Genomic DNA, 21,348 nt, shown 5'->3' with positions numbered 1-21,348 from the left:
CGGCCGTGCTCGTGGTCAAAACGCAGTGCGCCATGCGCTCCTGAATCTGGTATCGCGCGCCTCATGTCGGACGACTTCACGCTTCCCGAGGACAAGGCCGAGCGGCTGGAGCGCTGCGGCGTCTTCTACACCGACGTCGTGCCCCACAACCACGCGCTGGGGCTGCGGCTGGTGGACATCGGCGCCGCCGAGGCCATCGTCGAGCTGCCCTACGCGGAGAACCTCATCGGCAACCCGGAGACGGGCGTCATCGCCGGCGGAGCGGTGACGACGCTCATCGACGCCGCGTGCGGCACCGCGGTGTTCCTCAAGCTGGGCCGCTTCGCGCCGCTCGTCACGCTGGACCTGCGCATCGACTACCTGCGTCCCGCGCGGCCCGGCATCGTCCTCACCTGCGTGGCCGAGTGCTACCGGCTCACCCGCCAGGTGGCCTTCGTGCGCGCGCTCGTCCACCAGGGCGACAAGGGCCACCCCGTGGCCTCCGCCCAGGGCACCTTCATGCGGACGGAGGAATGACGGCCATGAGCGACACCCCGATTCCCTCTCCCCTCGCCGAGCTGGTGCGCCAGGTGCGCAAGTCGCGCGAGTACAAGCGCCTCACCGACGCCATCCCCTACACGCGCTTCATGGGCATCGGCGTGGAGAACCTCGCTGGCGAGATGCTCTGCCGCATGACCTACAGCCCGCGGAACATCGGCAACAGCCTCATCCCCGCGCTGCATGGCGGCACGCTCGGCGCGCTGCTGGAGTCCGCGGCCGTCTTCGAGCTCCTCCTCCAGACGAACACCGAGCGCGTGCCCAAGGTCATCTCGCTCACGGTGGACTTCCTGCGCTCGGGCAAGCCTCAGGACACCTTCGCCAAGGCGCTCATCACCCGCCAGGGGCGGCGCGTGGCCAACGTCCGGGTGGAGGCGTGGCAGGACGACCGCACGCGCCCCATCGCCAGCGCGCACGCGCTGTTCCTGCTGTCGGAGCCGTAGTCGACACGGCGACGGCGGGGTGCCTCCGCGTCCCTGAGCCCTCCGGGACGCGAGCGCCTGCTCCGCCGTTCGCCGCCCCTGCCCCGCGCCCCGCGCCGCCGCCACCTTCGGCCTGATTCCCAGGCACACCGGAGGCGGACGATGAGGCAATGGATGGGCTGGATGGTGACGGGCTCCCTCGCGCTGGGCGGCACGGCCCTGGCGCAGCAGGACACCCAATCCACGACACAGAACGGGACGGACGACACCGAGAGCATGGTCCGCATGGGCCGGCCGGAGGCCATTGACCAGGGCCAGGCGCCAGAGCCCATCATGGAGGGCACGGGCGGCGCCGGTCCCCAGGCCACCCCACCCGATGCCCGCGACGCGTCGATGATGCAGTTGGGCCTGCTGCCCATTCCCACCGACGAGAGGTCCTTCCTGGCAGCGCTCCACCACGGTCACCAGCAGGAGGTGAAGCTGGGGCGGCTCGCCCAGCAACGGGGGGTATCGCAGGGCGTGAAGGACTACGGTGCCCGGCTGGTGAAGGACCACCAGCAAGCGGACCAGCGCCTGTTGGCCTACGCCAAGACGAAGAACCTGACGCTGCCCGAGCCCAAACCCAACACCGACTTCGAGAAGACGATGGAGCGCGCCGAGCAGGCTTCGACGGCGAAGCTTGAGGCCCTCCAGGGCCCCGCCTTCGACCGCGCCTTCCTGGCCAACATGGTGGGCGATCATGACGCGGACATCGCCAAGGTGATGGCCGGGCAGCAGCAGTTCGCGAGCAACGCCGAGCTGATGACGGTGCTCGACGCGACGCTGCCCACGCTGCGCGAGCACCGGCAGCAGGCGTACCGGCTGCTGGGTCAGGAAGCCCCCCGCCAGGCGCGCAGGCCTCCCGGCGGACGCTGACGTCAGCGCGCGATGACCGTCACGGTGAACGCTTCCATCCGCGACTCATCGCGGGTCCATGTCACCAGGGAGGTGGTGCCTTCCGTCACCCCGGTGAGACGAAGCTTCCCATCGCCCAGGGTCTCCACCGCCACGACCACCGGATCGCCCACTGCGATGCGCTGCAGCCCCGGGAGGGACAGCTCGATCACCTGGCCCACGTGAAGGGGCGGAAGTGACGCTGCCGGAAGGGACTCGCGCGTCGCGGCCAGGGCCGCCTGCACTTGCGCGTCAGGCGGCGCCTCGGGCGACGAGAGGCGCCGCAGCGCGATGCCGCCTCCCACGCCCAGCGCGAACAGCGCGCCGACGGCCGCCAGGATCCGCATCTGGTGCCGGAGGGGCCGTGGAGCAGGTTGGGAGAGCGCCGCCATCAGCGCGTCCATGGAGGCAAAGCGCTGCTCGGGGACAGGTGAGAGCCCTCGGGCCAGGGCAGCGCGGAGGTGTCGCGGCAGGTCGGCGGCGTGCTTGCGGGAGATGTGGCTCCGGGATGAGGGCCGCTCTCCCTCGAGCGCCTCGTGGAGCGCGACACAGAAGCTGTACTGGTCGCTGCGTGCGTCCACCGCGTGTCCCGCCTGCTGCTCGGGAGACATGTAGGCGGGCGTCCCGGCGACCTGTCCGTGACGCGTGAGCATCGAAGCGTTCGCCGAGGTGGGAGCGTCCCCTGCCTCCGTCAGCGCGTGATGCGGTCCCGCCGCGTCCTGTCTGGCGAGGCCGAAGTCGGTGACACGCACCCGTCCATCGAAGCCCACCAGGACGTTGGACGGCTTGAAGTCGCGATGCACCAGCCCCGCCCGGTGCGCGGCGGCAAGTCCCGCTCCCGCCGCGAGAAACACCTCCAGCACCTCGCGCCAGGGGCGCTCTCGCGCGCGGAGCCACTCCGCCAGCGTGGTGCCCTCCACCCACTCCATCGCCAGGAAGTCGCGCCCCTCCGCGGTGCCCAGTTCGAAGATGGGCAACACGTTGGGGTGTGACAGGCGCGCCATCGCCTGGGCTTCACGGAGCAACCGGGCCCGTCCTTCCTCCTCCGCGCCCTCGCGCAACGGCCGCAGCAGCTTGAGCGCCACCCGCCGTCCCAGCCGAGAGTCGTCCGCCGCATACACCACGCCCATGCCCCCCATCCCCAGCACGCCGCGAATCACATAGGGCCCCAGCCGGGTCTCCGGTGGGAGCGTTGCGTCCGGCAGCGCGTCGGACACGGTGGGCGCGCCCGTATCCAGCCGCGTGGGCAGGTCGGATCCGCCCGTGTCCGGAAGCGAGGACTCGGCCGCCACGGCGGCCACCAGGGCGCGGCACTCCGCGCAGCCATCCAGGTGCGCCTCCATGCCCGGCACCTTCACCGCGGGAAGCGCGCCGCTGGCGAAGGCCGCGAGCAGGTTCTCGTCCGGGCATGCGGGCGGGGCGGAAGGAGGCAGCAGCGTCATGGCGTGCTTCGAATCTTCGCAGCCCGGACCTGCCCCGGAAAGCCTGGGGGCACCGCGCACGAGCAAGCCCGGGCGCCCGGATGGATGCCGGGGCTTGCTCCCGCACTCCGGGTGGCGTGCCTCAGTCCTGAACGACGATGTTGTAGGCCTGAAGCGTGTTCTCGGGACCGGCCCACGTGATGAGCTTCGTCTCACCGGCCTTCTTCCCGGTCACCTTCACCACGCCCTTGCCCTCGGCCCTGACGTCCGCCACGTCGGGGTCTCCCAGCGCGATGCGGACCAGCCCCGGCACGTTCAGTGTTTGGTGAGCGCCCTTCTTCAGCGTCAACGTCGTATCGCCCTGGGACTTGGCGGCCGGGGCCGGCTTCGCCTCCTCCGCGAGCACGGGGGTTCCGACGAGCGTCAACGCGACCAGGGCCAGCTTCATTCCGTAATGCATGGGGTGTCCTCCACGGGGGTTTGTTCCACCTTCACCGGGGTGACACCGGCCACTTCGAGGCGTTGCATTTCGCCGCGAAAAATCTTCCGCGTCCTGCGGCGGCTACCCCGGCTTGCTCAGCAGGGACGGCAGGCTCAGGTCCAGCTCGCCGTGCAGCGCGCGCATCAGGCTGTGCAGCTCGCCGGAGGACAGCCGGAGCCGCTCCGCCAGCCGCTGTCGCGTCCCCTCCAGGGCCGTCTCCCTCGCGCGGGCCACCCAGCGCGACACGGTGGACTTGTGCGTCTGGTACATGGTGCCGATGCGCTCCAGGCTGAGGCCCTCCACGGCATGCAGCCGCAGCACGGTGCGCTCTCGCGCGGGGAGCGCCTTCAGCGCCTCCGAGAGCGCGGTCTGGAAGTGCTCGCGGTGGTTCCGCTGGAGGTACGCCAGCTCGACATCCGTCGTGCCCGCCGCCATCGAGAGCGGCAGTGCCTCTTCCTCGGCGTGGGCCCTGCGGCGCTCCGCGCGCTGAAGGTTGAGGGCGGTGCGCACCGCCGCCGCCCGCAGCCAGGCTGAAAGCGGGCCACGGCCCTGGTACTCCGCCAGGCGCGCGGGGCGGTCCCCCTCGGGCACGAGGAGCCGCTCGCGCAGTTGCTGGAGCACCTCGGAGGGGTCCACGCCCGACGCCTTCACCCGGGCCACCGAGGCCGCCGCCTTGGGAAGCACCTGCCGCTCCAGCGCCGCGTGCGCCGCGGCGTCACCACGCGCGCAGGCGCAGGCCAGATAGAGGTCCGCGGCGTGCATGGTGGCGAGCACCCGCGCGGGGTCCTCGTCCCGAGGCAACCCCCGCGCGAGGTGTCGCAGGAAGTCCTCCTCGGCCAGCGTCACGCCCGGCCAGGTCCGCGCGCCCACGACGCACAGGGAGGCGAGCACGTCCTCCAGCCCGGAGAGGCTCGCGTAGCCTTCACGTACCCCGGCATCGAGCTGCTGGAGGAAGACGAGCGAGCGGCTCTGCTGCGTTCGCATGCGCACCTCGACCCTGGCATGTGCCTGGAGCGGCACGTCTTGTTACCGCGTTCCCTCCTCCCGTTTCCACCCTCCCCTCACGACAGCTCCTCGAGCAACCGCGCCAGGAAGTCTCCGAAGGCCTTCACCTTGGGCGGCGTGGGACGCGCGGGAGGCCACACCAGCCACAGCGCGCCTCGCTCCACCATGTGCTCGCGCAGCACCGGCCGCAGCGTTCCGTCCCTCAGCTCCGGGAGCGCCATCAGCTCCATCACCTGCGCCACGCCGAGCCCGGCCTTCGCCGCCTGCACCACGGCCTCCCCGTTGTTGAAGGCGAGCGTCTCCGGGATGCGGGGCGCGGGCGCGCCGGGCTCCTGCCGCAGGGCCCACGCCTCGATGCGCCCGGTGGAGGTGAACCGGTACCGGATGCAGTCATGCCGCGCCAGGTCCTCCACCGTGCGTGGGACGCCTCGTGCCTGGAGGTACGCCGGTGACGCGCAGAGGATGAAGCGCTTGGGCCGGAAGCGGCGGCGCATCAGCGTGGAGTCCGTCAGCTCGCCGCAGCGCACGGCCGCGTCCAGGCGCTCGCCCACGACGTCCACGACGTGGTCATCCAAATCCAACCGCAGGTCCAGGCCCGGGTAGGCCTTGCGGAAGCGCGGCAGCGCGGGAATCAGCATCCGCAGGCCCAGGAACTCCGGCACCGAGACGCGCAGCCGTCCGCGCGGTGAGCGCTGCTCGCGCGCGAGGTCCGACTCCGCGTCGTTCAGCTCATCGAGGATGCGCACGCACCGCTCGTAGAAGCGGGTCCCCGGCTCCGTCAGGTGCACCCGGCGCGTGGTGCGCTGGAAGAGCCGGGTGCCCAGCCGTTCCTCCAGCCGCGCCACGCTCTTGCTCGCCGCGGACGGCGTGATTCCCAGGGCCCGCGCCGCCCGCGCGAAGCTGCGCGCCTCCGCGACGCGCACGAAGACGCCAATGGCTGAAAGACTCTCCATCCGCCAGGACTCCCATTCATGACCGCCACGTCATGAGTGAGATGTCAGGAAGCGGTGTTTCGCGCACGGCTTTTCCACCGCATGAAAGGGCCCGGAGGAAACGCCCATGCCCCATCCCGCTTCGACTTCCACCGTCACCCGCCGGCTCGTCCTGCAGGCCAGCGCCGCGCTCCCCGCCCTGGCCTGCGCGTCCCAGGGCCGGGAGACACGCCCCGTGCCGCCCCCCGCCCCTTTCACGCAGCACCGGTTCACCTCCGCCGATGGGACCTCGCTGTCCTACTTCCGCCAGGGCGACGGACCTCCGCTGGTCTGGGTCCATGGCGCGCTGAGCCTGTGGAGCGACTGGCGGGACGTGGCCGAGCGGCTGTCCCCCCACTTCACGAACCATGTCCTGGAGCGGCGCGGACGCGGCCACAGCGCGGACGCAGCCACCTACAGCCTGGAGCGGGAAGTGGAGGACGTGCTCGCCCTGATGAAGGTGGCCGGCCAGGACGCGGCGCTGTTCGGCCACTCGTACGGCGCGGTGCTGGCGCTGGAGGTGGCCCGCCGCGCCGCGCCCGCGAAGCTGCTGCTCTATGAGCCGCCCCTCCCCATCACCCAGCCCGTGTCCGGCCCGGCCCTGGCGGAGTTCGACCGGGCCCTGGCCCAGGAGGGGCCGGACGCGGCGCTCGTCGTGTTCAATCGGAAGGTGCTCCTCACGCCCGAGGCGGAGCTGGAGGCCTTCCGCCAGACACCGCAGTGGACACGCCAGGTCGAGATGACGCCCCGCTTCGCCCGGGAGCTGCACGCGCTGGAAGCGCTTCCCCTGGGCCTGGAGGCCTACCGCGAGGTGCGCTCACCCACCTTGGTGCTGCTGGGAGACCGGAGCACGGACGTCCTGCTGGCGCGGCCCTGCCGGGCGCTCGCGAAGACGCTGGAGAACGCGCGTCTGAGCATCCTGTCTGGACAGGGACATGTGGCGCACGTCACCGCGCCCGCGCTGCTGGCGCGCGAGGTCTCCGCGTTCCTCCGCGAATAGCTCGCGCGCCTGGCGCCTACATGGACACGGACTTGCTTGGGTCGAGCTGCTTCTTCTCCGGCTCGCGCGCCCGGGCCTGCGTGTCGGCCTTCTTCGAGGCGTCCTCGCGCTTGCGCGGGGCTTCGACCTGCGCCTTCACCGGCGCCTCGCAGTGGTCGCCCTTCCGATTCGGATGGCAGTGCCGGATGCCATACACATGGTGGCAGCCACAGGGGTCCACCCGCTTCTTCGCGCACGCCGAAGGATTGAACACCGGGGCCGCCACCTCCACCGGCTTCTGCTCCTGCGGCTTCTCCGCGGGTCCCGCCTGCAACGCCATCGCCAGGAAAATCCCACCAAGGAAACCCATCGCCCACCCCCTACCTGGATGCTGTGAAATGGATGGGAATGAAATCCGCACGTGACAAGTCCTGCGGCGATCGGAGCCCTGCCGTCCGCTCTCGAGCTGACGCTCGCCCAGCCGCGCACGGCTCCGAATTCGCTCGCCTTCTCGCCTGTGCCCCCAGCATCCTCTTCTCCTGTTCTCGGGTTCCGGCTCCTGGCGTCAGCTTCCCTGGACGCTCCCGTCGCTGCCGCGTGTTCATCCCGCCTGGGGGATTCAAGTCATGAGTTGGAAGCAGCGGCTGGAGAAGGTCTCGGAAGGTCATTACGTCCTGCCGAAGACCAAGAGCATGAAGGTCGACGCGGACCTGTTCCTGTCCGACAAGTTGCTGTGGGGAGAGGGCCCCGAGCAACCCGGCCTGGAGGACTCCGTCTTTGACCAGGTGGTGAATGCCGCGTCCTTCCCAGGGGTCACCCGCGTGGCCGTCACGCCCGACTGTCACCTGGGCTACGGGGTCCCCATTGGCACGGTGGTGGAGACGGACGGCATCCTGCTGCCCACCGCCGCCGGCTACGACATCGGCTGCGGCATGGTGCAGCTCCAGACGACGCTCATGGCCGAGGACGTCGCCGACCCCGTGAAGCGCCGCCGCTGGATTGACGAGGTGACGAAGCGCATCGCCGTGGGCGTGGGCGCCAGCCGCGTGCAGAAGCAGCGGCGTGTCACCGACCGCACCTTCGGCGACGTGGTGCGCCATGGCGCCAAGGCCCTGGGCCGGGGCTCGTCCGTCACTGAACGCGACTACATCCCCGTCGAGGACGACCGGGTGGACATCCCCGAGCGGGCCTTCGGCAAGCGCGAGCAGCTGGGCAGCCTGGGCGGCGGCAACCACTTCACCGAGATGCAGGTGGACCAGGACGGCCGCGTGTGGGTGATGCTGCACACCGGCAGCCGCGGCTTCGGGTGGAACATCGCCAAGCACTTCTTCGTGGAGGGCGCCGCGCAGCTGGGGCTCAAGAGCCGCAGCGAGGACCATGTCTGGCTGGACGCGGAGAGCCCGCTGGGCCGCGACTACTGGAACCTCCACAACATGGCGGCCAACTTCGCGGTGGCCAACCGGCTCATCATCGGTGAGGCGGTGTGCGCCGCGCTCGAGGACGTCTTCGGCGGCACGGCCAACGTCTATTACGAAATCTCCCACAACCTCATCCAGAAGGAGGCGGGGAAGTTCGTCGCGCGCAAGGGTGCCACGCGCGCGTTCCCCGGTGGACACCCCGCGCTCAAGGGCACGCCGTGGGAGAAGACGGGCCACCCCATCCTCATCCCCGGCTCCATGGAGACGGGCAGCGCCATCCTCTTCGCGGAGCCGGGCGCGGAGAAGTCCATCTACTCGGTGAACCACGGCTCCGGCCGTCGCCTGTCGCGCGGCGAGGCGCGGCGCGTGCTGAAGCAGGACGCCACCGACAAGCGCATGGCCGAGGCCGGCATCCTCCTCAACACCCGGCAGACGCCGCTGGACGAATCAGGGCCTTGCTACAAGAACCTGGATGACGTCCTGGAGACGGTGGAGATGGCCGGGCTCGCCCGGGTCGCCCACCGCCTCAAGCCGGTGGCCTGCATCAAGGGCGCGGACTGAGCGACGACGCACCGGGACCCGGTTGCCTGCCTGCTCCTGGCGGGGCGGCCGGGCCCCGGGTCATTTCCGGCGCCGCGCGTGGGGCTCGTGACGTCGACTGGGGAACGCTACAGTGGGTGCTCCTGGAGTCCCTCGCACATGAGCTCGCCGTCCCCTGCCGTCCGCATGCCCCCGGCTGCTTCCCGTGAAGCGGAGCTGGCTCGCGCCGAGAGCGAGCTGTCCACGCTGGAAGCCCGGCTCCACGAACAACTGGCCCAGGCAAGCACGGAGGCCTCCGCGCTCGCGGCCCGCCTGGAGCAGACCCGCCAGGCGCTGTCGAAGGCCCACCAGGCGCCGGGCGCGGACCCCCTGCTGGGTGAACAGGCCGCCCGGTTGCAGGTCGCCGCGGTGCCCGCGCTGGACGTGGAGGCGCCCCGGGCGAAAGCCCTGGAGGCCCGGCAGGCGGCGCTGCAGGCCCGGCGGCAGGCGGGCTCGGAGATGCAGGCACTGCTGCGAGCCCATCAGGAGCAGGCGGCCCAGATAGGTCGCGCCGTGGCCGAGGCGGAGGCCGTGCTGAAGCGGCAGGCCGAGGCAGCCCGGGCCCGGCAGGAGGCCGCAGCGCGAGCGCAGCAGGACGCGGCGAAGCAACGTCAGGCCGAGCTGGCCCGGGCCGCCGCGGCGGCGAGGGCCCAGGGGCACGCCCCCGTTCCCGCGGCCGCGGCCCGTCCCGCCGCGCCACCGGATGGAAAGGAGGCGCGCCGCAACGGGCGGGTGCGGATGCACACGTCCATCGACATGCGCAGCGACTCGAACTTCTTCACCGGCTTCTCCCTGGACATCAGCGAGGGCGGCGTCTTCATCGCCACCGTGGACGCGGTGCCGCGGGGCACGCAGGTGGAGCTGGACTTCACGCTTCCAGGCGGGCGGCCCATGAAGGTGACGGGCGTGGTGCGCTGGGTGCGCGAGGCCAACGCCCGCATGCCGGAGCTGATGCCCGGCGTGGGCGTGCAGTTCACCGGGCTGCCGCCGGAGGTGGCCAGCGCCATCGCGTCGTTCGTCACCACGCGCGACCCGATGTTCTTCCCGGACTGAGATGAGACAGTTTCGCGACACGCGAGCGCGCTGTTTCACGCTATCCGTCTGGTAGTCGACCTCGCGGCCACTCCCGCGATGTGACAGGCGGGATTATCCTCCGCAGAAGGCAGACAATCCGAAGCCGAATTCATGGCGCAAGCCATCCCAGCGGCGCCGCGGAAGGAGAACACACCCGCATGAGCGCGCCCCATCGAAGTTCGACAGTCCTCACCGGACGTCCCCCGCGGTGGGATTCCCGCCGCCGTGTGAATCCGGCCCGGGCGGTGGAGTCCGCCGCCCCCGCGCGGCCGCTCGACACGCCCGCGCCCGAGGTGGACAAGGTCAACCTCGCGCAGAAGCTGGCCCTCTTCTCCGAGCACTGGTCCCCCAAGGTGGTGGGGGAGTTGAATGGCCAGCACGTGCGGCTGGCACGCCTGCATGGGCCCTTCGTCTGGCACCGGCACGAGGCCGAGGACGAGCTGTTCCTGGTGCTGCACGGCCACCTGCGCATGGAGCTGCGGGAGCGCACGGTGGACGTGGGCCCCGGCGAGTTCATCATCATCCCCCGCGGCGTCGAGCACCGGCCCGTGGCGGAGGAGGAGGTCCACGTCCTCCTCTTCGAGCCCGCCAGCACGCTCAACACCGGTGACGTCCGCGAGGCGCGCACCGCCGAGCAGCTTCAGCACCTCTGAAGGCGGCGGATGCCCCGGCACCCCACCGGGCAGGCGAGCCGCGTGCCACCCCGCTCGCGCGGATTCCTCCAGGGCGGCATGCAGCGCACCTTTAGCCCCGGACCCGGGCCGCCTGGGGCGGCTCTCTCCCGAGGAGCGGAAGCGATGCGCATCCACCACCTGAACTGCACCACCATGTGCCCGCCGGGCGGCCGCCTGGCGGACGGGCGGAAGGGCTTCACGGGGCCGGCGGCGCTGACGTGCCACTGCCTGCTGGTGGAAGGGCCGCGCGGGCTCATCCTGGTGGACACCGGCTTCGGCCTGGAGGACGTGAAATACCCTCGGCCCCGGCTGGCGCCGCTGTTCCTCGACTTCCTGACCCGGCCCCAGCTCAACGAAGGGTCCACGGCCATCCGGCAGATTGAGCGCATGGGCTTCAAGGCGGAGGACGTGCGCGACATCGTCCTCACGCACCTGGACTTCGACCACGCCGGCGGCCTGGACGACTTCCCGCACGCCCGGGTGCACCTGCTGTCGGACGAGTACCAGAGCGCCGTCGCCCAGGCGACGCCGCTGGACCGGCGCCGCTACCGGCCCCAGCAGTGGGTGCATGAGGCGCACTGGGTGACGTACCCCTCCCGTGGAGACGGGGAGCGCTGGTTCGGCTTCGAGTGCGTGCGCGACCTGACGGGCCTGCCGCCGGAAATCCTGCTGGTGCCGCTGCCGGGCCACACGCTGGGCCATGCGGGTGTGGCCATCCAGAACGGCAGCGGGTGGCTGCTGCACGCGGGCGACGCGTACTTCTACCACGGGGAGATGGCCCCGGACCGGTACCGCTGCACGCCCGTCCTGCGCGCCTACCAGAAGCTGATGCAGAAGGACGGCTACCTGCGCTGGCACAACATGCGCCGCCTGCGCGAGCTGGTGCAGCGGCATGGGCGGGACGTCACCGTGTTCTGCGCGCACGACTCGCTGGAGTTCGAGCTGCTGGAGGAGCAGGAGAAGGCGCCGCAGCCGTCTCCCCTGCGGGCCTTCGTGGACTCGCAGCCGCCGCTGCATGCGTGACGCCGGGCCCGTGCCTCACGGGTGCATCGCTGGGCCGGGGGGCTCGAGCAGCTCCGCGCCCAGCAGCATCAGGGGCAGCTCCACGATGAAGGCGGCGCCCTCGCCGATGGTGCTCTCCACGTGGATGGTGCCGCCGTGGGCCTCCACCAGCTGCCGGACGATGTAGAGGCCCAGTCCGAAGCCCGCGTGTTTGCCCCCGGACGGCTCCCGCTCGAAGCGCTCGAAGATGCGCCGCTGCGCCTCCGGCGCGATGCCCGCACCGTGGTCCCTCACCACCAGCCGCGCCCATGTCCCCCCCGCGTGCTCCACGCGGAGCTTCACCGGCTGGCCCTTGCCGAACTTCAATGCGTTGGACAGCAGGTTCGTCACCACGCGGTCCAGCCGCAGCCGATCCCACCGGCCCACCAGCCCCGGCTCCGCGCTGAGCTCCAGCGTGGAGCCCGCCTCGGCCGCCTGCTCGGCGAAGCGCTCCACCACCTCATGCACCAGCTCCGCCAGGTCCACCGGCGCCACGTCCAGCGTCAACTTCCCCGACGACAGCCGCGACAAGTCCAGCAGGTTGTGCAGCAACTGTCCCAGCCGCTGCGTCTGCCGCAGCGCCGCCGCCAGGCCGTCGCGTGCCTTCTGGCTTCCTGCCTGCTCCAGCGTCTGGAGCCTGCGCAGCAGCAGCTGCAACGTGTTCAGCGGGTTGCCCAGGTCATGCGCCGCCACGCCGATGAGCTCCACCGCCTCCTGCGCCTCGCTCCAGAGCCGGGCGTTGTCCAGCGCGAGCGCGGCCCGCCCCGCCACCTCCTCCACGACGACCTGGTCCGTCATCGTCAGCCGGCGCTCCGGCGCGGACGTCAGCAGCACGAACACCCCGCGAATCTGCTGCCCCACCCGCAGCGGCACGGCCAGGTAGGAACGCACGCCCACCTTCTCCACCAGGGACAGGTGCTCGGGTCCTCCCAGTCCCTTCGCCAGGACCTCGGGTGACACGTCACTGTTGAGCTCGGAACGCCCCGTGCGCATCACCTGCCAGACGCCCCACTGCGCCTCGCGCGGCGGCGGGAAGCGCCGGGCCGCGTCCCACAGCCATTGCTCCTTCTCCGGCACCGCGTGCGCCACCGCCCGGGGCCAGAGGCCGCCGTTCGCCGTCACCAGGTAGAGCAGGCACGCGTCCGCCACCTCCGGCACCATCATCCGCGTCAGCTCGGCCACCGTCTGGTCGGGGTCCTGGAACTGGTGGAAGAGGCCTCCCGCCTCCGCCAGGAGCCGCTGCGTGCGCTCGGCGCGACGCCGCTCGGTGATGTCGCGCGTCACCTTCGCGAAGCCGCGCGGCTGTCCACGCGCGTCCTGGAGCACGGTGATGCTGGTATCCGCGAGGTAGCGCGTGCCGTCCTTGCGCACCCGCCAGCCCTCCGTGTGCAGCCGCCCATCCCTCCGGGCCCGCGCGAGGTCCTTGTCCGGAATCCCCGCCGCCACCGCGTCGGGCGGGTAGAACACGCTGGAGGGCCGGCCCAGGATTTCCTCCTCGCGGTAGCCCATGATGCGCTCCGCGCCCGGGTTCCAGCTCTCCACCCGGCCCCGCGCGTCCAGCAGGAAGAGGGCGTAGTCGCGCACGCCTTCCACGAGGAGCTGGAAGCGCTCGGCGCTGGCCTCCGCCTCCTGCTGGATGGGCCGCAGCCTGCGCGTCAGCGTCCACGCCAGCATCGTCGCGCCCGCCAGCCCCAGGCTCCCCGCGAGCAGCGAGAGCCCGAGCGCGCTCCGGTCCGTCGTCAGGCTCTCATGGATGCCCTGGGACAGCCGGACCTCCGCCTGCTGGTGGAGTGACCGGAGGCTGTTCGTGGCACGGCGCCAGGTGTCCGCGACATGACCGTCGTAGAGCTGCTCCAGGCGCTGCCGGGGGACGCCATCGCCCCGCTCCATGATGAGCGCCTGCATGGCTTCCTCGTGCTCCAGCTCCGCGTGGGAGACCGCCTCCAGCTGCGTGGCCAGGGGCTCTTCGGTGAGCCGGCTCTTCAGCGATTCATACGTGGAGATGAAGCGCTCACGCGCGAGGGCCATGTCCTGGGCGAAGAACGTATCGCCCGACAAGGCGAAGGCCCGGCCGCTCACCACCTTGTCATTGAAGGTCCGCTCCAGGTGCTTGATGTCCAGCACGTCCCGGGACAGCGCCAGCAGGCGGGCCTTGTGGTTGGCCCGTACGGACAGCAGCGCCACCACGGACGTTCCGGCCAGCACGAGCGCCACCAGCAGCGAGATGATGAAGCCGGCACCCGCGCGCTGCGCGAACGTCCACGGACGTGCCACCTCCCCTCCTCCCCACACCGTTGCCGCCCAATGCATGGCAGGGTGACCTGCCCCCCACCTTCCATCCAGGGGGCTCGCCGGGTACGCGAACGTCGGAAACCGGGCGGACGTGTCGCCGGCGCTCGCGTCCGCGCACCACGGTGTGTGCACCGCCCAACCCCGGGGCGCACCGTGGCTGTGCACGAGCAGGTGTCATCCCCACGTTGGGGCCCGGGTGGTCAGGGCGGGGCGGAGGCGCATGCGCGGAGTGGGGCGACGGGGAGCGTGGTTCTGGGCGTGTGGCCTGGTGCTGTGGGCGGCGTGCAGCCAAACACAACCCGACGAGGACGCGGACCGCCGCAGGCCCGCGTCCTCCTGTCAGCCGATGACCTGCGAATCGCAGGGAATGGACTGCGGCATCGCCATCGACGGGTGTGGCGGCACGCTCGACTGTGGCCAGTGTGGCCCGGGCGAGGTGTGCGGCGGCGGCGGAAGGCACAACGTCTGTGGGCCCGCGCCCTGCGAGCCCACCACCTGCGAGGCCCTGGGCAGCAACTGTGGTCAGGTTTCGGATGGATGCGGGGGCATCCTCGAATGCGGCAGCTGCCAGGCACCCGAGTCCTGCGGCGGCGCCGGAACGCCCAACGTCTGCGGTGAGCCCACCTGCACGCCGGACACCTGTGCGTCGCTGGCGCGCAACTGCGGCGAGGTGCCGGACGGCTGTGGCGGCATCCTGGACTGTGGCGTCTGCGGAGAAGGCGAGACGTGCGGTGGGGGCGGCGCGCCCAACGTGTGTGGGCGCGGCATCTGCAAGCGCGCCACCTGCATCGAGCTGGGGAAGAACTGCGGGCAGGTGTCCGATGGATGCGGCGGCATGCTCCACTGTGGTGACTGCGCCGAAGGGCTGACGTGCGGGGGCGGCGGCGTGCCCAACGTGTGTGGCAACCCGCCGTGCACGCCCGGGACGTGTGAGACGCTGGGGAAGAACTGCGGGCCCGTGGCGGATGGCTGTGGCGGCATGCTCGACTGCGGCGTCTGCGCCGAAGGTGAGACGTGCGGAGGCGGCGGCGAACCCAACGTGTGCGGCGGCGGCGTGTGTACCCCGCTCACGTGCGAGTCCCAGGGGAAGAACTGCGGCACCGTGCCTGACGGATGCGGCGGGCTTCTGGACTGCGGCGTCTGCCCTGGGGACCAGACGTGCGGCGGCGGAGGTGTCGACCACGTCTGTGGCCATCCTCTCTGCACACCGGCCACCTGCGAGTCCCAGGGGAAGAACTGCGGCACCGTGCCTGACGGATGCGGCGGGGCGCTCCAGTGCGGGACGTGCGAGAACGGTGAGACGTGCGGGGGCGGCGGCACGCCCAACGTGTGCGCGGCGCCTTCGTGCCGGCCGTATACCTGCGGCCTGCTGGGCAAGACCTGCGGCACCGTGCCGGACGGGTGCGGTGGGTCCCTGGAATGCGGCACCTGCACCGCGCCCGAGTCCTGTGGCGGAGCGGGTGTACCCAACGTCTGCGCGGCGAGCGCATCCGTGTGCGTGGACCGCGACCTGGGCAACGTGTTGCCGGTGGTGGTGAAGGGCTCCACGGCGTACGCGGGGGATGACCACCAGTCCTCGTGCGGCGGGAATGGTGCTCCGGACCGGGGCTTCCTGTGGACGGCGCCCAGGAGCGCGCTCTTCACCTTCGACACGGCGAAGTCCGCGGTGCGCTCACTCATCACCGTGCGCAGCGGCGGATGTGGCGGTGCAGAGCTGGCGTGCGCGAAGGACGGCATCAGCTACGGCGGCGGCGCGCGCGTCTCGGTGCCGCTGGTGCAGGGACAGACGGTGCTGGTGGTGGTGGACTCGGCGAGCCCCGACCGCTTCAGCGCGGGGTACTTCGAGCTGCACATCGACGAGCAGCGGGCGAGCGAGGCGGGCTCCTGCTTCGATGGCATGGACAACGACGGGGACCGGTGGGTGGACTGCGCGGATACGGACTGCCACGACGCTCCGGGCTGCGGCGGACGCGGGTGCGCGCACCATGATCTGGGCAGCGCGTTGCCCGTGACGTTCCATGGCGAGACGGCGGGCTCCGGCGATGGCTTCCAGGGCACGTGCGGTGCGCTGCTCCAGCAGGACCGGGCCCACCTGTGGACGGCGCCCAGGGCGGGCACCTACGTCTTCGACACCGCGCCGAACGAGTGGGGCAACGCGCTCTACGTGCTCACCGGCTGCCGGGGCACGGAGCTGGGCTGCGCCTCCAATCCGAACGCGGGGCCCCGCGGCTCGCCCGCCGTGAAGGTGACGCTGACGCAGGGCCAGACGGTGCTGGTGGTGGTGGACGGCATGGCCAACCCCGACCAGGACACGCCCATCCGCTACACGTTGCACGTCAGCGAGTACGCCGAAACGGAGGCGGGCCGGTGCGCGGATGGTGCGGACAATGACGCGGATGGTGTCGCGGACGCGGAGGATCCGGACTGCCGGTAACGGTAGGTGCCCCGTGATGCGGAGTGCCTCGAAGGGGCACTCCAACACTCAGGTGTTGGATGCCCGGTAAGGCAGGCTTCACGTGGCGAAGTATCTCGATGGGTTCTCCCGTGCGCGGGTGTTGGATGCCCGGTAGGTCAGATCGCACGGAGTGAAGTGCCTCGATGAGACACCCTCGCGCTCGGCCCGGTAAGGCAGGCCCCATGTGGCGGAGCGCCTTGATGAGGCACTCCTGCGCTCGCGTGTTGGCTGCCCGGCGTGTCAGCGCTGTGCCTGCCTGAGAGCCTTCACCACGACATTACGGATTCCAGCGGCGCGCGCGTAGGTGCCCCTCGCATCCGAGCCATAGCCTTCAGTCAAGGAGCAGATCGGCGCCATGAACCCCACGGTGCCGCGCTTCGTGTCGCCGGCACCACAGGCCCACTCGACGATGGCCACGTAGTTGCTTGTGCTACCACCACAGGACAACTGGGTCTCGTCGCGAAGCATCGCGCTCGTCAAATCCCGGAGGATGCGTTCACCTTCTACCCGGGACAGTTTCCTGGGACTGAGTTTGACCGGATCCCACCAGTCATTCCCGCGGCCAGAGACCTCCGCGCCACTCGGCCCCACCTTCAAGTAGAAGGTGCTCTTGGAATCCCCAGCGCAACTGGTGACGGGATAGTCGACCTTCACCGCCACGGGCAGGTCCTCGCTCAGGCAGCGCAAGGCCTCCTCGCTGGGCACCGCGTATCCGAAGACATCGTCAGAAGCCTGCGCGGCGGGGAGTCCCGCCACCGCGAACACCACCGTGAGCCACCGATAGAACCGCCGCATGGCGCGACCTCCGTTGCATTGAGCGGAGGCAGCGTGGCACCCGCGCACCGCGGGCACCCACGCATGATTCCATCATCGTTTCGGCATGAAGCCGGCTCAGCCCTCTTGCGACGACGCGGGCGACGCGGGTGCGTCCTCCTCGCCTGGCGCCGCGAAGGTCCCCGTGGCCGGGTCCACGTTCCAGGCCGAGTACTGGTGCGTCTTCACGTCCCGCAGCTTCCCGCCCTCGTAGCAGACCGAATAGATGACGAAGGTCGGGTTCACCAGGTTGGGCGTGCCGTAGCGGTAGCACTCCGCTCCGCTGGCATCGCGCTCCAGGGTGATGGGCCGCCCCAGCAGCGCGCTCACCTGCTCCGTGGTCATCCCGCCCCGCATGGACTTGAAGCCATTGGGCGTGACGACGCGGAACGTCTTCTCCTCGCCCTTGGCGATGACCCAGAAGCCCACGCCCAACGCCACCGGCACCAGGGCCGCCAGCAGCGCCCCCGCCCACCTGCCCCGAGGCACCTTCCGGTCCTTCTGGAAGGCCGTGAAGAGGCCGCTGGCCGCGTCCGCCTGGGGGTTCGTCTCCGTCGCGCTCACGTCGCCTGACATGCAGTCCTCATATCGCGGATGCAACAAAGTCCACGCCTTCCGCCCTTTGCCCCTGTCTGCCCGCCTGGGAGGGCTTACATCGACTGGCAGCTTGCTCCCCCAAGTAACACGCGAGTTTACAATGAGGTGGGGGGCGGCCTGCTACATCCCTCCCCAGGGAGTCAACGAGGAGTCAAGTCACCATGCCGAAACGCGGCGGCGGCAGTCGCGGCGTCACCCAGAAGCCCTCCAACCGGGACATCCTCCCGGCCGGCGCGGAGTCGAAAGACACGGAGCTCTTCTTCAACCGAGAGCTGTCCTGGATGGCCTTCAATGACCGCGTCCTCCAGCTCGCCGAGTCTCCGGAGCTGCCGCTGCTGGAGCGCCTGAAGTTCATCTCCATCTACGCGCGCAACCTGGACGAGTTCTTCATGATTCGCGTCGCGCGCCTGCACGAGCAGATTCGCAGCGGCGTGGCGCGCCTCGTCCCCGACGGCGCCTCTCCCAGCGACACCCTGGACAGGCTGCACGACGGCATCCTCGAGCAGACGCGCCGGCACGGCGACGCCTTCGAGAAGGTGCTCCGCCCCGCCCTGGCGGAGAAGGGCCTGCGCATCCTCTCCGCCAAGGACCTGGACGCCGAGCAGCGCGCCCAGGTGGATCAGCGCTTCAAGGAGCAGATTTTCCCCGTCCTCACCCCGCTGGCCATCGGCCTGGGGCGGCACTTCCCCTACATCTCCAACCTGTCGCTCAGCCTCGCGGTGCTCCTGAAGGACCCGGACGCGGACGAGGAGAGCGTGGCCCGGGTGAAGGTGCCCAAGGAGCTGCTGCCGCGCTTCCTGCCCCTCAGGGGCAATGTCTTCGTGCCGCTGGAGGAGGTCATCGCCCAGCACCTGGGGGACCTGTTCCCCGGCATGGAGGTGCTGAGCTGGGGCACCTTCCGCGTCACCCGCGACGCGGACTTCACCGTGTCCGAGGACGCGGAGGACCTGCTTAAGGCCGTGGAGACGGAGCTGCGCGAGCGCCGCTTCGGCGACGTCATCCGCCTGGAGGTCCAGGCCGGCATGAGCCCCAAGCTCCTCGAGCCGCTGGTGGAGGCGCTGGGCCTGGAGGCGCGCCAGGTCTACGAGGAGCACGGCCTGGTGGGCCTCAACGACTTGCAGGCCATCGCCTTCGCCCCGGGCTTCCCGGAGCTGAAGGACCCGCCGTGGACGCCCGTCACCCAGGTCCGCCTGCGTCCGGACGCGGACGCCCCGGAGGGCGGCACGGTGATGTCCGCCATGCGCCGGGGAGATTTGCTGGTCCACCACCCCTACGAGTCCTTCGGCACGTCCGTGGAGCGCTTCGTCACCGAGGCCGTGGCGGACCCGGATGTGCTCGCCATCAAGCAGACGGTGTACCGCACGTCGGACAGCTCGCCGCTGGTGCCCGCGCTGATTACCGCCACCGAGCGCGGCAAGCAGGCCGTGTGCATGGTGGAGCTGAAGGCGCGCTTCGACGAGCGCACCAACATCCGCTGGGCCAACGCGCTGGAAGAGGCGGGCGTGCACGTCGTCTACGGGATTCCCTCCCTCAAGACGCACGCCAAGGCCATCCTCATCGTCCGGCGCGAGGGCGACAAGGTCCGGCACTACGTCCACATCGGCACCGGCAACTACAACCCGAAGACGGCCCGCCTCTACACGGACATGGGGCTGTTCACCACGGACCCGGACATCGGCGCGGACGTGGCGGACGTCTTCAACTACCTCACCGGCTTCGGCCGTCCGAAGTCCTTCCGCAAGCTGCTGGTGGCGCCGCTCACCATGCGCCAGGGACTGCTGGAGGAAATCAAGCGCACCGTCGCGGCGCACACCGCCGAGCGCCCCGCGCGCATCCAGATGAAGATGAACGCGCTGGTGGACCCCGGCATCATCCACGCGCTCTACGACGCGTCCCGCGCGGGCGTGAAGGTGGAGCTCAACGTGCGCGGCATCTGCTGCCTGCGCCCGGGGGTCCCCGGCGTGTCGGAGAACATCCGCGTGGTGTCCGTGCTGGGCCGCTTCCTGGAGCACTCGCGCATCTACATCTTCGAGCGCGGGACGGAGCTGCGTTGCTACATCGGCTCGGCGGACCTCATGCCGCGCAACCTGGACCACCGCGTGGAAATCCTCGCGCCGGTGGAGGACCCCGTCCTGGCCGCCCATGTACGTGACTCACTGGAGCGCTGCATGGCCGACAACACCTCCGCCTGGGAGCTGACGGCGGATGGCACATGGCGCCGCCGCCAGCAGCGCCCGGGCGAGGAGAAGCGCTGGGCCCAGGGCGAGATGATGGAGCGCGCCCAGCGCATGGCCCAGTTCCAGGGTGGGCGCCCGCTGTCCTGACCACGCCCGCGCCGGTGCCCTCACGCAGGAGGCACCGGCGCGCGCGATGGACCTCCGATTTCGTGCTGGATGACCTGGAAGGCCGCCACCTTGTACGGCGGGCCTCAGCGCTCCGCGTCCTCTCGGCGGTGGGCCTCCACCTCGCGCACCTCACGCCAGTGAATCCAGCCCTCGCGGGCCGCGTGGCGAGCGGCCTCGGTGGTGTCATCCACGGCGAGCATCTTGCTGCCCGCGGCGTGGATGTCCTCCGCGATGAGCGCCAGCTCCTGGGCCCGGCTCGCGTGGCCCGGCACGTTGCGGATGTACACGCAGAGGATGCGGCCGGGGAACTCGCGAACGATGGTGCGGTAGTGCTCCGCGTCCTCCTGCCCGCTGTCACCGATGAGGATGAAGGGCAGGTGCGACAGCGTGCCGAGCACCGCGCGAATCTTCTCCAGCTTGTGCCCATGCCCCCCGCCGGGCGCGAAGCCCTGGCTGGACAGGCCCCAGTCCCGTAGCAGCAGCGGGCCGGTGGGGATGTGGTGCAGGGAGAGGAACTCGTCCAGGTGCTCGTAGAGGTTCCACGGGCTGCTGGACACGTAGAAGATGGGGTTGTCCGCGTTGACGCCCCGGCCGTGCTGGAGCGCGGCGTAGAAGGCGTCCACGCCCGGGAAGGGCAGCCGCACGCGGTGCTCGGTGAGGAAGAGTGCCCAGGCGCGCTTCAGCAGATCCGTGACGCCGGTGACGATGACGGTGTCGTCGATGTCGCTGATGACGCCGAACTCCGCGCCAGGCCCGGCCATGCGCACCGGCGCGGCCACGCGCGACACACCCTCCGGCTCGGGGGAGAGCAGCTCCAGCTCCACCATGTGCCATCCGGAGCGGACGCCTTCGGGCGGCGGCACCCACAGCTCCAGAAAGCCTTCCTCGTCGGTGGTGCCCTCCCAGCGCTTGTCGCCCCAGCGCACCGCGACGCGCGCGCCGGGCACCTCGCGCGTCATGTAGCGCTTGTAGGAAGCCACCGCGCTGCCCACCAGCGTGAGCCGCTGCTGCGGCGGGCGGATGTTCCGGTCCTCCAGCACGCGGGCCTTGATGACGGCGCGCTCCGGTGTGCCATAGCCCCGGTAGGGGAGGATGCGCAGAGGCGGCGCGATTCCGAGCTTCTGGCGAAGCTTGCGGCTCAGCGCGTCATAGTGGGCGTCCACGCGGACGGCGAGTCGATAGAAGCGAGGAAGAATATCGGCCATGGCGCGGAGCGTAAGAGTGAGGAGCCTGACTGTAGAGGACTCTGGGGATTGAGCGGGACAAACCGGCGGGGGTCCACTGGCGGACCGTCACAGCCCACGACTGCCG

19 protein-coding genes are annotated in these 21,348 nt (G+C 70.7%); 10 read left to right on the top strand and 9 right to left on the bottom strand.

What is annotated here, in order from left to right; translation table 11 throughout:
• Positions 1 to 63 precede the first annotated feature (63 nt).
• From VZL07_RS14770 to VZL07_RS14760, 3 genes are all read left to right on the top strand, one after another.
• Positions 64 to 516 (top strand): PaaI family thioesterase, encoded by a 453-nt coding sequence (locus tag VZL07_RS14770; RefSeq protein ID WP_426756171.1) that lies wholly within the window; start codon positions 64 to 66, stop codon positions 514 to 516.
• Between the two features lie 5 nt (positions 517 to 521).
• Complete coding sequence (locus tag VZL07_RS14765) at positions 522 to 980, top strand: PaaI family thioesterase (RefSeq protein WP_426756170.1); 459 nt, start codon at positions 522 to 524, stop codon at positions 978 to 980.
• A 162-nt stretch (positions 981 to 1,142) separates the two neighbouring features.
• On the top strand, positions 1,143 to 1,874 hold the full coding sequence (locus VZL07_RS14760; protein WP_426756169.1) for a DUF4142 domain-containing protein: 732 nt from the start codon (positions 1,143 to 1,145) through the stop codon (positions 1,872 to 1,874).
• Between the two features lie 2 nt (positions 1,875 to 1,876).
• Here VZL07_RS14760 and VZL07_RS14755 read toward each other — a convergent pair whose 3' ends face one another.
• From VZL07_RS14755 to VZL07_RS14740, 4 genes are all read right to left on the bottom strand, one after another.
• Positions 1,877 to 3,334 (bottom strand): protein kinase domain-containing protein, encoded by a 1,458-nt coding sequence (locus tag VZL07_RS14755; RefSeq protein ID WP_426756168.1) that lies wholly within the window; start codon positions 3,332 to 3,334, stop codon positions 1,877 to 1,879.
• A gap of 121 nt (positions 3,335 to 3,455) precedes the next feature.
• Positions 3,456 to 3,773, bottom strand: coding sequence for a pilus assembly protein N-terminal domain-containing protein (locus VZL07_RS14750; protein ID WP_426756167.1), 318 nt, complete (start codon positions 3,771 to 3,773; stop codon positions 3,456 to 3,458).
• Positions 3,774 to 3,875: 102 nt separating this feature from the next.
• Positions 3,876 to 4,778, bottom strand: coding sequence for a sigma-70 family RNA polymerase sigma factor (locus VZL07_RS14745; protein ID WP_426756166.1), 903 nt, complete (start codon positions 4,776 to 4,778; stop codon positions 3,876 to 3,878).
• Between the two features lie 77 nt (positions 4,779 to 4,855).
• Entirely contained in the window at positions 4,856 to 5,752 is an 897-nt protein-coding gene (locus VZL07_RS14740; RefSeq protein ID WP_426756165.1) for a LysR family transcriptional regulator, read from the bottom strand.
• A gap of 106 nt (positions 5,753 to 5,858) precedes the next feature.
• On the opposite strand from VZL07_RS14740, the gene VZL07_RS14735 reads away from it, so the two are divergent.
• Entirely contained in the window at positions 5,859 to 6,770 is a 912-nt protein-coding gene (locus VZL07_RS14735; protein WP_426756164.1) for an alpha/beta fold hydrolase, read from the top strand.
• Between the two features lie 16 nt (positions 6,771 to 6,786).
• Here the strand turns inward: VZL07_RS14735 and VZL07_RS14730 are convergent, their stop codons facing one another.
• Positions 6,787 to 7,119 (bottom strand): hypothetical protein, encoded by a 333-nt coding sequence (locus tag VZL07_RS14730; RefSeq protein ID WP_426756163.1) that lies wholly within the window; start codon positions 7,117 to 7,119, stop codon positions 6,787 to 6,789.
• Positions 7,120 to 7,375: 256 nt separating this feature from the next.
• Here VZL07_RS14730 and VZL07_RS14725 point away from each other — a divergent pair, with 256 nt between their 5' ends.
• The 4 genes from VZL07_RS14725 to VZL07_RS14710 all read left to right on the top strand — a co-directional run bounded on the left by VZL07_RS14725 (position 7,376) and on the right by VZL07_RS14710 (position 11,517).
• Entirely contained in the window at positions 7,376 to 8,728 is a 1,353-nt protein-coding gene (locus VZL07_RS14725; RefSeq protein WP_426756162.1) for an RtcB family protein, read from the top strand.
• A gap of 138 nt (positions 8,729 to 8,866) precedes the next feature.
• The gene (locus VZL07_RS14720; protein ID WP_426756161.1) at positions 8,867 to 9,799 is read left to right on the top strand and encodes a TIGR02266 family protein; all 933 of its coding nucleotides are present in this window, start codon (positions 8,867 to 8,869) and stop codon (positions 9,797 to 9,799) included.
• A 248-nt stretch (positions 9,800 to 10,047) separates the two neighbouring features.
• The gene (locus VZL07_RS14715; protein ID WP_426756160.1) at positions 10,048 to 10,473 is read left to right on the top strand and encodes a cupin domain-containing protein; all 426 of its coding nucleotides are present in this window, start codon (positions 10,048 to 10,050) and stop codon (positions 10,471 to 10,473) included.
• Positions 10,474 to 10,617: 144 nt separating this feature from the next.
• Positions 10,618 to 11,517 carry an MBL fold metallo-hydrolase gene (locus VZL07_RS14710; protein WP_426756159.1) on the top strand — a complete coding sequence of 300 codons (900 nt, stop codon included), beginning with the start codon at positions 10,618 to 10,620 and terminating at the stop codon, positions 11,515 to 11,517.
• Positions 11,518 to 11,532: 15 nt separating this feature from the next.
• Here VZL07_RS14710 and VZL07_RS14705 read toward each other — a convergent pair whose 3' ends face one another.
• Entirely contained in the window at positions 11,533 to 13,809 is a 2,277-nt protein-coding gene (locus tag VZL07_RS14705) for an ATP-binding protein (RefSeq protein ID WP_426756158.1), read from the bottom strand.
• Positions 13,810 to 14,047: 238 nt separating this feature from the next.
• On the opposite strand from VZL07_RS14705, the gene VZL07_RS14700 reads away from it, so the two are divergent.
• Entirely contained in the window at positions 14,048 to 16,261 is a 2,214-nt protein-coding gene (locus VZL07_RS14700) for a tryptophan synthase alpha chain (protein ID WP_426756157.1), read from the top strand.
• 261 nt (positions 16,262 to 16,522) lie between these two features.
• Here the strand turns inward: VZL07_RS14700 and VZL07_RS14695 are convergent, their stop codons facing one another.
• A complete protein-coding gene (locus tag VZL07_RS14695; RefSeq protein WP_426756156.1) occupies positions 16,523 to 17,077 on the bottom strand; it encodes a hypothetical protein in 555 nt (184 codons plus the stop codon).
• 96 nt (positions 17,078 to 17,173) lie between these two features.
• A complete protein-coding gene (locus VZL07_RS14690; protein ID WP_426756155.1) occupies positions 17,174 to 17,671 on the bottom strand; it encodes a hypothetical protein in 498 nt (165 codons plus the stop codon).
• Between the two features lie 182 nt (positions 17,672 to 17,853).
• On the opposite strand from VZL07_RS14690, the gene ppk1 reads away from it, so the two are divergent.
• Positions 17,854 to 20,016 (top strand): polyphosphate kinase 1, encoded by a 2,163-nt coding sequence (gene ppk1, locus VZL07_RS14685; RefSeq protein ID WP_426756154.1) that lies wholly within the window; start codon positions 17,854 to 17,856, stop codon positions 20,014 to 20,016.
• A 104-nt stretch (positions 20,017 to 20,120) separates the two neighbouring features.
• On the opposite strand, the gene VZL07_RS14680 is transcribed toward ppk1, so the two are convergent.
• On the bottom strand, positions 20,121 to 21,242 hold the full coding sequence (locus VZL07_RS14680) for an App1 family protein (protein ID WP_426756153.1): 1,122 nt from the start codon (positions 21,240 to 21,242) through the stop codon (positions 20,121 to 20,123).
• Between the last annotated feature and the right edge of the window lie 106 nt (positions 21,243 to 21,348).

This window comes from Pseudomyxococcus flavus, from assembly GCF_050038885.1.
GTDB classification, from domain to species: Bacteria; Myxococcota; Myxococcia; order Myxococcales; family Myxococcaceae; genus Myxococcus; species Myxococcus flavus.
This window is presented reverse-complemented; position numbering and strand designations above follow the sequence as displayed.

Coding starts and splice junctions, on each gene's coding strand:
- VZL07_RS14680 (WP_426756153.1), bottom strand. CDS start 21,242: ATGGCCGATATTCTTCCTCGCTTCTATCGACTCGCCGTCCGCGTGGAC.
- VZL07_RS14730 (WP_426756163.1), bottom strand. CDS start 7,119: ATGGGTTTCCTTGGTGGGATTTTCCTGGCGATGGCGTTGCAGGCGGGA.
- VZL07_RS14760 (WP_426756169.1), top strand. CDS start 1,143: ATGGTGACGGGCTCCCTCGCGCTGGGCGGCACGGCCCTGGCGCAGCAG.
- VZL07_RS14770 (WP_426756171.1), top strand. CDS start 64: ATGTCGGACGACTTCACGCTTCCCGAGGACAAGGCCGAGCGGCTGGAG.
- VZL07_RS14750 (WP_426756167.1), bottom strand. CDS start 3,773: ATGCATTACGGAATGAAGCTGGCCCTGGTCGCGTTGACGCTCGTCGGA.
- VZL07_RS14690 (WP_426756155.1), bottom strand. CDS start 17,671: ATGTCAGGCGACGTGAGCGCGACGGAGACGAACCCCCAGGCGGACGCG.
- VZL07_RS14755 (WP_426756168.1), bottom strand. CDS start 3,334: ATGACGCTGCTGCCTCCTTCCGCCCCGCCCGCATGCCCGGACGAGAAC.
- VZL07_RS14695 (WP_426756156.1), bottom strand. CDS start 17,077: ATGCGGCGGTTCTATCGGTGGCTCACGGTGGTGTTCGCGGTGGCGGGA.
- VZL07_RS14700 (WP_426756157.1), top strand. CDS start 14,048: ATGCGCGGAGTGGGGCGACGGGGAGCGTGGTTCTGGGCGTGTGGCCTG.
- VZL07_RS14740 (WP_426756165.1), bottom strand. CDS start 5,752: ATGGAGAGTCTTTCAGCCATTGGCGTCTTCGTGCGCGTCGCGGAGGCG.
- VZL07_RS14710 (WP_426756159.1), top strand. CDS start 10,618: ATGCGCATCCACCACCTGAACTGCACCACCATGTGCCCGCCGGGCGGC.
- VZL07_RS14745 (WP_426756166.1), bottom strand. CDS start 4,778: ATGCGAACGCAGCAGAGCCGCTCGCTCGTCTTCCTCCAGCAGCTCGAT.
- VZL07_RS14765 (WP_426756170.1), top strand. CDS start 522: ATGAGCGACACCCCGATTCCCTCTCCCCTCGCCGAGCTGGTGCGCCAG.
- VZL07_RS14725 (WP_426756162.1), top strand. CDS start 7,376: ATGAGTTGGAAGCAGCGGCTGGAGAAGGTCTCGGAAGGTCATTACGTC.
- ppk1 (WP_426756154.1), top strand. CDS start 17,854: ATGCCGAAACGCGGCGGCGGCAGTCGCGGCGTCACCCAGAAGCCCTCC.
- VZL07_RS14735 (WP_426756164.1), top strand. CDS start 5,859: ATGCCCCATCCCGCTTCGACTTCCACCGTCACCCGCCGGCTCGTCCTG.
- VZL07_RS14720 (WP_426756161.1), top strand. CDS start 8,867: ATGAGCTCGCCGTCCCCTGCCGTCCGCATGCCCCCGGCTGCTTCCCGT.